This window comes from Winogradskyella sp. KYW1333, from assembly GCF_003335675.1.
In the GTDB taxonomy this organism is placed as follows: domain Bacteria; phylum Bacteroidota; class Bacteroidia; order Flavobacteriales; family Flavobacteriaceae; genus Winogradskyella.
On the sequence record NZ_QPHL01000012.1, the window covers coordinates 103,223 to 115,562 of the forward strand.

Genomic DNA, 12,340 nt, shown 5'->3' on the forward strand with positions numbered 1-12,340 from the left:
CATCATGAAAAAAATACTAAACATTATAATAATCAGCTCAATAGTCTTGGCCTGTTCTAACGAAGACAAAGAACAGAGTATTGAAGATATAGTGGCAACAAAAGACATTAAAACCATTCAAACAAAGAAGGATGAATTGGTAAATGAGCAACTAATTATTGCTCAAAAAATAAAGCAGTTAGATGAGCAAATTAAGGAATTAAGCCCAGATAGAAACATCCCATTAATCACTACGATTACAACAAAAGCTGAAGAATTTAAGCACTATTTAGAACTTCAAGGTAGTGTAGAAACAAAGAAAAATGTTGTGATTACCCCAGAAATGCCAGGAATATTAACAAAGGTTTATGTAAAAGAAGGTGATAGAGTTGTTAAAGGGCAATTATTAGCTCAAATTGATGATGGTGGCTTAAGTCAACAAATAGCTTCCCTTCAAATTCAAGCAGATTTGGCTAAAACCACATTTGACAGACAAAGTAGATTATGGAATCAGAAAATTGGAAGTGAAATACAATATCTACAAGCAAAATCTACATTCGAAAGTGCTGTTGAATCTGTTAATCAATTAAAACAACAATTAGCAAAATCTAATATAAGAGCACCTTTTACTGGAGTTGTAGACGATGTTATTACAGATCAGGGCAATGTAGTGGCAGCAGGTCAGACACAATTGATTAGAATTGTTAATCTTGATGACATGTACATCCAAACTGATGTCCCAGAAAGTTATATCACCAGTATCGTTGATGGTAAAGAAGTTGAAGTTATGTTTCCTGTTTTAGGAAAAACTTTAAAATCTTCGATAAGACAAACAGGTAATTTTATCAATCCTGCAAACAGGACTTTTAAGGTAGAAATAGCCGTACCTAATAAAAACAGAACTATAAAACCGAACCTTACTGCAAGATTGAAAATTAATGATTACACTCGTGATAAGGCTATTTTAATTCCTCAAAGTATCATATCTGAAAATGCTTCTGCCGAACAATATGTATATGTATTAAAAGAAAGGGTAGAGGATAAAGCAGTAGCCAATCAAGTAGTGATTACAACGGGTAAAACTCAAGGCGATAAAATTGAAGTATTATCAGGGCTTAACGAAAATGACGAACTCATTGTAGAAGGAGCAAGAAGTGTAAAAAACGAACAAACTGTTAAGATTAAAAATTAACATCAATGGCCAACAAAAAGAAAATAAAAAAAGTTGTTGATAAGGAATTTGGCTTATCATCTTGGGCTATTAGTAATAAGACCACAATGTATGTGGCTATTATACTAATCTTAGTTCTAGGAGCTTCGGCATATTTTTCAATGCCAAGAGAAAGTTTCCCAGAAATTAGAGAGACTAAAATTTATATAAGTTCACTTTTTCCAGGAAATACAGCAGAGGATATAGAAAAACTAATAACTGATCCGTTAGAAGACAAACTAAAGAATGTAAGCAATGTTGTAGAAATCACTTCTACTTCCCAAGAAGATTACTCAATGGTAATTGTAGAATTTGATGAAGATCTAAGTGTTGAGGAAGCCAAGCAAAAGGTTAAGGATGAAATCGATAGTGAAACATCTGGTGAAGATTGGCCCACTTTTAATGGCGCTAAAGTAGAACCTAATGTCTTTGAATTGAGTATGTCTGAAGAAATGCCAATTCTAAACATAAATATTTCAGGAGACTATCCCGTAGAACAATTAAAAGAGTTTGGAGAATATTTAGAAGATGAGATTGAGGACTTGCCAGAAATTAAGCAAGTTGATATAAGAGGCGCACAGGAAAAAGAAGTTGAAGTTGCTGTAGATGTGTATAAAATGATGGCATCTAAGGTAAGTTTCAATGATGTTACTGGTGCTATAAGTAATGGAAATATGACTATGTCTGCAGGTAATTTTATTACAAGCGGACAGCGCAGAACCATTAGAATTATTGGTGAAATTGACTCTCCTAAAGAACTTGAAAATTTTGTGGTTAAGTCTGAAAACAACAACCCAATATATCTTAAAGACATAGCTACTATTACATTTAGACCAAAGGATAAAACAACTTACGCAAGAGAGTTTAATCCTATTTCGAACAAGGGTGAAGCAGTTGTAATGCTAGATGTAAAAAAGCGTTCAGGTCAGAATATGGTCGCAGCCGCTGAGAAGATTGAAGACATTGTAAGAAAGGCTAAGGCAGAGGTTTTCCCGTTAGATCTTAGAATTACAACTACAAATGATCAATCTTCAAAAACAATAGGACAAGTTGACGACTTGGTGAACAATATCATCTTTGGTATTATCCTAGTAGTTACAGTTTTGATGTTCTTCTTAGGGTTCAAGAATGCTTTGTTCGTTGGTTTTGCAATTCCAATGTCAATGTTTATGTCTCTAACAATACTAAGTGCATTGGGGTTTACCATGAACACAATGATTTTATTTGGGCTCATTATGGGTCTTGGTATGTTGGTGGATAATGGTATTGTTTTAGTAGAAAATGTATACCGTCTAATGGACGAAGAAGGCCTGTCTCGACTTGAGGCGGCAAAAAAGGGCATTAGCGAAATAGCATTCCCTATAATAATATCAACAGCAACAACTGTGGCCGCATTTATTCCATTAGGTCTATGGCCAGGTTTAATGGGTCAATTCATGGTATATTTCCCTAAAACACTAGGTGTTGTACTAGGGTCTTCCTTGGTAGTAGCTATTTTCTTTAATGCCGTTTTAGTTTCTCAGTTTATGACTACTGAAGATAAGGAAATGCCTCTAAAACAAATTGTGAAAATTTCTACAATTCTTATAGGTATCGGTGCGCTGATAGTAATATTTGGTGGTACATATAGAGGTTTAGGAACCTTAATGATTGTTACTGCAATTCTACTTTGGATTTACAGATTATTTTTAAGAAGTGCGGCCAATACATTTCAGACTAAAGTATTAACACGACTAGAAAATGCTTATGAAAATGTTTTAACTGGTTCCCTAAAAGGATGGAAACCTCAAATGATAGCGATAGGAAGTGTTTTATTATTCTTTATTGCATTTATAAGTTTTGGAATTTCTGTTGGGATGCAAAGAACAAAAATTGAATTTTTCCCTGACAACAAACCGAATCAAATTGTTGTCTATATAGAATATCCTGAAGGTACTGATATTGAAAAAACGAATAAGATTACTAGTGAAATAGAAACTAAGGTATATGGTATCTTAAATGATTCTGAATTTATTGAAGACGGTAGTAATTTCATGGTAGAAAGCGCCGTTACTCAAGTTGGTGAAGGGGCAGGAAATCCAATGACAGATGGTGGTTCTTCTGCTGAAATGCCTCACAAAGGAAAGATTACTGCCTCAATGAGAGAATACAAATTCCGAAAAGGTAAGGATAGTGAGGCCCTTCGTCAGAAAGTACAAGAATCACTTACTGGAATTTATCCAGGTGTTTTAATTTCAGTTGAAAAAGATGCTAATGGACCTCCTATTGGGCCTCCAATAAATATTGAAATTGAAGGTGATGACTATGATGAACTAATTGCTATCGCTGAACGAATGCGAAATTTCATTAACTCAAAAAGTATCAACGCTATCGATGAACTTAAAATTGATGTTAATAAAGATAAACCGGCAATGCAAGTTGTTGTTGATAGAGAAAAAGCAGGTGAACTTGGTGTGAGCTCCGGTCAAGTTGGTCAGCTGTTACGTAATTCTCTGTTTGGTGCAAAAGCTGGTATTTATAAAGAGGATGGGGAAGATTATAATATCTATGTTCGTTTTAATGAAGATTTAAGGTATAACAAAAGTGCACTTTTTAATCAGAAAATAATTTTTAGAGACATGGCCTCAGGTCAGGTTAAAGAAATTCCAGTTTCGTCAGTTGCTAATCAAAATAACAATTCGGGATTTAGTGCAATAAAACATAGGGATACTAAACGTGTAGTAACGGTATACTCAGCCCTAGCGCCCGGGTATGTAGATGCTGGCGCTGTGGTAAATCAAATTCAAAATGAAATGAAAAATTTTGAAGAATTACCAACGAATATAAAAATTGATTTTACCGGACAAATTGAAGAACAAAATAAAGAGCAAACATTCTTAATGAGTGCATTTTTCGCTGGTCTTTTCTTAATTTTTCTAATTCTAATTTTCCAGTTCAACTCCATATCTAAACCTACCATCATAATGATTGCTATTTCCTTGAGTTTAATTGGTGTATTTGGTGGAATAGTTATTACAGGTGCATCCTTCGTCATTTTAATGACCATGATGGGTATTATTTCACTAGCTGGTATTGTGGTAAATAATGGTGTTGTACTTCTAGATTATGCTCAATTACTTATAGATCGAAAAAAGAATGAATTGGATTTAGATATCTCAGAACATCTACCTAATGATGAATTATTAAAGCAAATCATTAAAGCTGGTAAAGCTAGGTTGAGACCCGTAATTCTAACTGCAATAACAACAATTTTAGGGCTTATCCCACTTGCCATAGGGCTTAATATTAACTTTTTCACTTTAATGGGTGAGTTAGATGCCAATATATACTTTGGTGGTGATAATGTTATATTTTGGGGACCACTAGCGTGGACTGTAATATATGGCCTATTCATAGCGACATTCTTAACATTAATCGTAGTGCCAGTTTTATTCTATCTATCCATGAGATTTAAAATGTGGCTTAGAAGTAAATTTGGAAGCTCAACTTTAGAATTAGAAACAAATACTGAACAAACTCCCCAACTGGAGTAAATAAGTACATTGATTAAAAGCCAAAAGCCTCTACAATTGTCGAGGCTTTTATTTATTTATCTTCTGAAGTTGATTAAATTTGCAAGACTAAATTTTCATTATGTATAGAACGCATTCATGTGGCGAGTTAAGAGCTACACATAGCAATACAGAAGTTACTCTAGCTGGTTGGGTACAAGGTGTAAGAGACAAAGGGTTTATGATTTATATTGATCTAAGAGATCGATATGGTATTACACAGCTTTATTTTGATGAAGAACGTACTTCAAAAGATATAATGGAAAAGGCTCATAAACTGGGTCGTGAATTTGTTGTTCAAGCAAAAGGTACTGTCATAGAACGTGCTTCAAAAAACCCAAATATTCCTACTGGAGATATTGAAGTTTTAGTCTCAGAATTAAATATTCTCAACACGTCATTAGTACCTCCATTCACAATTGAGGACAACACTGATGGTGGAGATGATTTACGCATGAAATACCGATATCTAGATATTCGTCGTAATCCTGTTAAAGAGAGTTTAATCTTTAGACATGAGGTGTCACAGGCTGTCAGGAATTATCTGTCTGGTGAAGGATTTATTGAGGTTGAAACACCCTATTTAATCAAATCTACACCAGAAGGTGCTAGAGATTTTATTGTACCATCTCGCATGAATGAAGGTCAATTTTATGCATTACCACAATCACCACAAACCTTTAAGCAATTGCTTATGGTTGGAGGTATGGATAAATATTTTCAGATTGTAAAGTGTTTTAGAGATGAAGATTTACGGGCTGATAGACAACCAGAGTTTACACAGATAGACTGTGAAATGGCATTTGTAGAACAAGAAGATATTCTAAATACTTTTGAAGGGTTAACACGTCATCTCATAAAAGAAATCAATGGAGTTGAGGTCGAGAAATTCCCAAGAATGCTTTATGATGATGCCATGCGTCTTTATGGAAATGACAAACCAGATATTAGATTCGGGATGGAGTTTGGTGAACTAAATGAAGTAGCACAGCATAAAGATTTCAATGTTTTCAATTCAGCAGAATTGGTAGTAGGTATCGCAGTACCAGGCGGAAATAGTTATACAAGAAAAGAAATTGATAAACTTATAGATTGGGTAAAGCGTCCACAAGTTGGTGCTTTAGGCATGGTATATTGTCGTTGTAATGAAGATGGCACATATAAATCTTCTGTTGACAAATTCTATGACCAAGATGATTTAGCAAAATGGGCAGAAGAAACTGGTGCTAAGAAAGGTGATTTAATTTGTGTTTTATCTGGTGAAACCAATAAAGTTAGAGCACAACTAAGTGCCCTAAGAATGGAATTAGCTGAACGATTAGGATTACGTAAGGCAGATGAATTTGCACCACTTTGGGTTATGGATTTCCCACTTTTAGAATGGGATGAAGAGACAGAACGTTACCATGCAATGCACCATCCATTTACATCACCAAAACCAGGTCAATTAGAATTGTTAGATACTAAACCGGGTGAAGTAAAAGCAAATGCGTATGACTTGGTACTTAATGGAAATGAAATTGGAGGAGGTTCTATTAGAATTCATGATAAACCTACCCAAGCTATAATGCTTAAGCATCTTGGATTCTCTGATGAAGAGGCTAGAGCTCAATTTGGTTTCCTAATGGACGCTTTTGAGTATGGTGCACCGCCACATGGTGGTATTGCTTTTGGTCTTGACCGACTAGTTGCAATTTTAAGCGGACAAGAAACCATCCGAGATTTCATTGCATTCCCAAAAAATAATTCAGGGAGAGACGTAATGATAGATGCTCCTGCTCCAATTGATGAAGATCAACTAGTAGAACTTAATTTAAAACTTAATTTAAAATCATAACTAAAAATCCTGCTAAGTGCAGGGTTTTTTATTAGATTAAATAATGCCATTAAAGTCAACAATATTTAAACGGGTTCACATTTGGAGATACAAACATATTACCGAAAAGAACTTCATTTTCTTATTGAGTTTAGTTATCGGCTTACTCGCTGGCATCATTTCTGTTTTTATTAAGAATATAACTTTTGCAATAGAAGTAATTTTTCAAAAGGGAATTTTTCTCTCTGAAAATAGTATTTACTTTATTTTACCAATTATAGGATTATTGTTGGTTTATCTATTTGTAAAGTATGTTTCGAAAAAACCAAGTGAACATGCAATTCCATCTATTCTATTTTCATTGTCAAAAAGGGACGGAATTATTGATAAAAGGAATATCTATTTACCATTAGTAACTGCTCCACTTACTGTTGGTTTCGGAGGTTCAGTAGGTTTACTTGGTCCGGCAATAGCATCTGCATCAGCAATGAGTTCTAATCTGAGCCGTTTGCTCCACATTGATAGAAAAACAAGAAGCTTACTTATAGGATGTGCCTCAGCTGGAGCAATTGCATCAATTTTTAAATCACCGATTGCAGCCATCATTTTTGCAATAGAAATATTTAGTCTAGACTTAACATTTGCTTCCTTATTACCATTGTTAATTGCATCTGTTTCATCGGTAATAACATCTTATTTTTTTCTCGGAGATAGTGTTCTTTTTGACTTTAATGTCACTGAAAAATTTGTAATTAAAGACACCTTATTCTATATTATATTGGGTATAGGGACGGGTATTGCCTCTATATATTTTTCAAAAATGTACTTTGGGATTTCGTCTTTATTCAACAGACTTAAATCGGCAAAACGAAAACTTATAATTGGTGGATTAGCAATTGGCGTAATGCTATATTTTATTCCTCCTTTATATGGTGAAGGTTTTGGATTTATAAATGATTTATTATTAGGTAACGATATTAAAGCATTGGGTAGTAATCCATTTAATGATAATATGGATAACATTTGGATTGTAATTGGATTACTCTTCGGAATCACAATATTCAAGGCTATTGCAATGACAACTACTTTTGCTGCAGGTGGAACAGGTGGAATTATAATCCCTACACTAGTAATGGGAAGTGCATTAGGAAATGTTGTAGCGAAAGTGATAAACAATTGTGGACTAGGTTTTTCAGTTTCTGAAGCCAACTTTACCCTGATTGGAATGGCCGGACTAATTGCTGGTGTTCTTCATGCGCCTCTTACAGCTATATTTTTAATTGCTGAGATTACAGGTGGATATGAATTGTTTATACCACTTATGATTACTGCTTCGATGTCTTTTACCATAAACAAGAATGGTCTCGATCATACTATTTATACTAAGGAACTAATCGAAAAAGGCGCTCTACTTACCCAAGATAAGGATAAAAGCGTATTAACCTTAATGAAATTAGAGTCGGTGATTGAAAAAGATTTTATTCAACTACATCCGGAAATGAGTCTAGGTGAAATGTTGAAAAATGGTGTTTCTAAATCTAATAGAAATCTCTTTCCTGTCACAGATGAAGAGAATAATTTTATGGGTATAATATTATTGGACGATATAAGAACGGTTATGTTTGATCAAGCTTTGTACAGCTCGACTAGAGTTGAAACCTTCATGCATAGGCCCCCTGAGTACATACATTTTGAGAATGACTCCATGGAAGTTGTAATGAAAAAGTTTCAAAATTCTGGCGCCTGGAATCTGCCAGTCATAAAGGATAATAAATATTACGGTTTTGTTTCTAAATCGAAATTGTTAACTGCTTATCGACGTGAATTAATTAATTTCACATCATGAAGTTGATAAAAATAATTACGTTTCTCACTCTCATTGCCTCAATAATCAGCATTATTTGTGGCTTTCTTTTGGAGTTAGACTATTCACAAAAGTTAATTGGTTTTGGTGTAGTTGGTATTTTCTTTATTGTATTCCCCCTATTCTCTTATTATCGTTGGAAGGGTAAAAGCATGAAAGATTACATGTTAACAAAAGAAAATCTTGATAAAATGAGAGAAAATCAAAAAATAAATAAGTATTAAATATATCTCTTCTCAACTTTTAGGATCAGTCTAATGTGTTTAAAATCATTGAATTAACATTTGTTTTTTGATACTACTTATAACTCATTAATTTTCAATAAATTAAAATAAAACGATTTCTTAACTAGAAACATTAGTTTATACACTACCTTTGTGCTTTAATTTTTATTTATTTTATAATGACTGGAACAGTTAAATTTTTCAATGATTCAAAAGGATTTGGATTCATTACAAACGATGAAACAGGAAAAGACATTTTCGTACACGTATCAAACCTTAATGGTTTAGAAATTCGTGAAGGCGATAATGTAGAGTACACAGAAGAAGAAGGAAGAAAAGGAATGGTTGCTTCAAACGTAAGCATTCTTTAAGACATACTTTATTACAGTTTCAACGCTCAACCAATGGTTGGGCGTTTTTTTAGTTCAAATTTCTCTTCTCAATAAAAAATCGCTTCATTAAGTCTGACGCCTCTTCTTCAAGTATTCCACCAATCACTTTGGTCTTAGGATGAAGTTTCGTGCCTAACGCCTTAAATCCTCTTTTTTCATCAGTCGCTGCATAAACTACTTTAGAAATTTGGCTCCAATATAATGCACCAGCACACATTTGACAGGGCTCTAAGGTTACGTAAAGCGTACAACCTACTAGATATTTTCCTCCTAGAAAATTAGATGCTGACGTAATAGCTTGCATTTCTGCATGTGCCGTTACATCATTTAATAATTCTGTAAGATTATGTGATCGTGCAATTATTCTATCCTTAACAACAATTATTGCTCCTACAGGAACTTCACCTTTACCAAAAGCCTCTTCAGCTTCCTGAAGGGCTTTTTTCATAAAGTAAGTATCATTATAGGGATTAATCATTATCTAAAGATAATTAGTTCTTAATTATCTTTTCATTGTAATTGATTGAGTCTCCTTTTATATTAAGAATATATAAACCAGTTTTGAGGTTAGAGGTGTCTATAGTAACAGTACTTAATAAATCCTTTTCTAAATTCAACACCACTCTTCCATTAACGTCAATTAAGCTAATTGAGACATTCCCTATACTTTTGTTAGTATTTATTGTTAATTCTTTTTGCGTCGGGTTAGGATAAACTCTAAATCTATCTTTTGAGAACTCATTAATACTTAATAAATCAGAACAATTATCTAAAGAAGGATCATCACTTGGTGGCATTGAAAAATCTTCAACTTGGTCTAATCTTATATCCGAATCTCCTTGCGCTGCGTTAAATCCTAATCCTCTTGTAGCAAATACTTCCCAAATGGTACACTGATCTAATCCGCCAGTTAGTAATGTATCAGCTGCTAAAAGTGCATCCCTACCATCAACAAATCCAGGGCTACAAGGTTGCATCTTAAGGCCTTCTATTACAAGATCCATAACTTTATTGTTTCCTCCATCACCATTAATTAAGTCTGAATCAAAACCGTATTTATCAATATAGGCCCAAGTAAGATCCCATAATACAGTTGCCCAAACAGAACCTATACCATGTGGTTGACTTATACCTGTATTATTAGTTGCGGCATAAGTAAGCTCATTGATTGTAAAATCTGGACTATATCGTCTTGGACGAATCCCAGGACCAGTAGTTGGTTGGCTAACAGCAAATGTTCCTATACCTCTTGCGTCTGCAGCAGTATCCGTATCATACATTGAAACCATTAATCCAAACCAATCAGACCAACCTTCACCCATCTGTTCCGCATTAAACAAACAACTAGTGGTTGATGGTCCTCCAGTAGTTCTATTAGAAATGCCATGACCATACTCATGTGCTATGATACCGTTATCAAAGTCACCATCTATTTGAAATGGTCCGTTATTAACTAAAGTAGCATTGATGGTTTGGTTATTATTTTCTAGTGAAGATATAATTAACTCTCCATCTGCTTGTGTAACCATAATAGATGGAATAGTAACAGATGCTCCTTGTGCTCCTGGTCCCATCACAATAGCATCACCAGCCACATTATTTACCATAATAACTGCTACAGCACCTGCATTCTGTGCCGCCAATACTTTTACACCAAATTCGCATTCTCCTCTCCTAATTACCGCTATTTTTCCATTTAAAAATGATGAATTAGTCAATGCATCACATGCATCTAATGTATCTGGTGACAAATCAATTGCCAATGCTAATTGAGTTGTTATAGGAGTAGTTGATAAAGGTCCACCAAAACCAGCTTCAACACCAGAATAGTTACCAGTTGCGATACCATTTTGAATTTCTAATGGATCATTTAAGGGTCCAACTGGAGCCCACATAAACATGGTCATGGTAGGGTTTTGTCCGTCTGGTGGTGTGCCAAATGTTGCATTATTAATACCACTTCCATCTTGTGCATCTGCAATAACCTCATCTCTTTGAAGACCAGGATTACCATAGTTGTTTGATTGAAAATTACCAGCACTCTCATCAAAACCGTGATGATACCATATATCATGCATCATATTGTTCATGTAAAACAAATTCGTAACGGATGCAGCTTCATAACCTTCTGCAGGTTGGTTCATATCTAAAGGAAAATCAAAGGTTAAGGTAGATGTTCCGTCTGGCATAAATCCATTTGTAAATACTTGTCCATCTCTATCTTCTTGTGCAAAAACATTATTCCCTCGAGTTGTGGTGTGCTCCGCCCCAACTAAGCCATCTGCATCGTGCCATCCAAATGGTGAAGCAACAGGATCTGCTGGATTTATTACTAATTGTCTTGGGCCATGGTTTGGACTTTCAGCAGGCAGTGCAAATACATTATAACTCGCACCATCGACCAAAACCGAAGAAGGAGAAATCATTTCATTATAAAAATTAAGTTCTTCACTCGGAGTATTATGTGTATGATCTTTCTCAAATGTACAGGTTAAAAGAAAATCGTTCACATCTAAAACCTCATTGTTGGTTGCATCCAATCTCACGCTATACCAATGCGAACTATCGTTGGTATAAACTACAATATCCCAAGCTAACTTTAATTCTCGATCTTGCTGTGAATAAACAAGTTCTATAGTGATATCTCGTTGAGAGATACCGGCATTTGAGAAAAGATAAGAGTTACCTCTTTTTTCAAGCTGTGTTAAGTCTACCGGATTAGATAATTGAAAATGATTTGCCATTGCACTTATAGATTCCTCAGGTGACAAAGTTGCATTAGTTGTATTTACTCGATTTACAATATCATCAGTAAATCTATTAGCATAGTAAAACACTTTATTGTCCTTAACTACAACAGTTGAAATAGCATTAAAAATTTCTATTCCTTGATATGCTTGATTTAAGTATATATAGCTTACACCAGCATCATCAGTATAAGAATTTCTTACAATAATATTTTCTAAATCCTCATTTTGTAAGTTGAATTGGTCTTTGTTCTCTTTTAGGTAATCTAAAATTAAAGTTCCGAATTGTGACTCTTCTAAGGTGTTCTGTGCTGTAACCAAATTACTTGAAAATAATAGTGTAACAAGCCATGCAAAAACAATGTAGTTTTTTTTCATCTTTTTGTTAATTAGGGATTATATGAGACTTCTAATTATAGCCTCCGCAATTTTTTTTACGAAAATAACAAAATATTGAGGAATTATAAAACTAGTGTGTCTGATGATGTGAATATGATAAATACAAAAAGAAATAACTGGGCTCTATATAAAATAAGCGAGCACTATTCATTTTTCAT

General features: G+C 34.2%; 7 protein-coding genes. 5 read left to right on the top strand and 2 right to left on the bottom strand.

The features are described from left to right. The first annotated feature begins 4 nt into the window (after positions 1-4). From DUZ96_RS02955 to DUZ96_RS02980, 5 genes are all read left to right on the top strand, one after another. Positions 5-1,171, top strand: coding sequence for an efflux RND transporter periplasmic adaptor subunit (locus DUZ96_RS02955; RefSeq protein WP_114300387.1), 1,167 nt, complete (start codon positions 5-7; stop codon positions 1,169-1,171). A 5-nt stretch (positions 1,172-1,176) separates the two neighbouring features. Next, positions 1,177-4,722, top strand: coding sequence for an efflux RND transporter permease subunit (locus tag DUZ96_RS02960; RefSeq protein WP_114300389.1), 3,546 nt, complete (start codon positions 1,177-1,179; stop codon positions 4,720-4,722). Between the two features lie 100 nt (positions 4,723-4,822). After that, on the top strand, positions 4,823-6,577 hold the full coding sequence (gene aspS / locus DUZ96_RS02965; RefSeq protein WP_114300391.1) for an aspartate--tRNA ligase: 1,755 nt from the start codon (positions 4,823-4,825) through the stop codon (positions 6,575-6,577). Between the two features lie 43 nt (positions 6,578-6,620). Continuing rightward, entirely contained in the window at positions 6,621-8,402 is a 1,782-nt protein-coding gene (locus tag DUZ96_RS02970) for a chloride channel protein (RefSeq protein ID WP_114300393.1), read from the top strand. A gap of 421 nt (positions 8,403-8,823) precedes the next feature. Beyond that, positions 8,824-9,015 carry a cold-shock protein gene (locus tag DUZ96_RS02980; protein ID WP_114300397.1) on the top strand — a complete coding sequence of 64 codons (192 nt, stop codon included), beginning with the start codon at positions 8,824-8,826 and terminating at the stop codon, positions 9,013-9,015. Between the two features lie 49 nt (positions 9,016-9,064). On the opposite strand, the gene DUZ96_RS02985 is transcribed toward DUZ96_RS02980, so the two are convergent. After that, entirely contained in the window at positions 9,065-9,514 is a 450-nt protein-coding gene (locus tag DUZ96_RS02985; protein ID WP_114300399.1) for a nucleoside deaminase, read from the bottom strand. A gap of 13 nt (positions 9,515-9,527) precedes the next feature. Next, positions 9,528-12,161 carry a T9SS-dependent M36 family metallopeptidase gene (locus DUZ96_RS02990; RefSeq protein WP_114300400.1) on the bottom strand — a complete coding sequence of 878 codons (2,634 nt, stop codon included), beginning with the start codon at positions 12,159-12,161 and terminating at the stop codon, positions 9,528-9,530. Between the last annotated feature and the right edge of the window lie 179 nt (positions 12,162-12,340).

Coding starts and splice junctions, on each gene's coding strand:
- DUZ96_RS02955 (WP_114300387.1), top strand. CDS start 5: ATGAAAAAAATACTAAACATTATAATAATCAGCTCAATAGTCTTGGCC.
- DUZ96_RS02960 (WP_114300389.1), top strand. CDS start 1,177: ATGGCCAACAAAAAGAAAATAAAAAAAGTTGTTGATAAGGAATTTGGC.
- aspS (WP_114300391.1), top strand. CDS start 4,823: ATGTATAGAACGCATTCATGTGGCGAGTTAAGAGCTACACATAGCAAT.
- DUZ96_RS02970 (WP_114300393.1), top strand. CDS start 6,621: ATGCCATTAAAGTCAACAATATTTAAACGGGTTCACATTTGGAGATAC.
- DUZ96_RS02980 (WP_114300397.1), top strand. CDS start 8,824: ATGACTGGAACAGTTAAATTTTTCAATGATTCAAAAGGATTTGGATTC.
- DUZ96_RS02985 (WP_114300399.1), bottom strand. CDS start 9,514: ATGATTAATCCCTATAATGATACTTACTTTATGAAAAAAGCCCTTCAG.
- DUZ96_RS02990 (WP_114300400.1), bottom strand. CDS start 12,161: ATGAAAAAAAACTACATTGTTTTTGCATGGCTTGTTACACTATTATTT.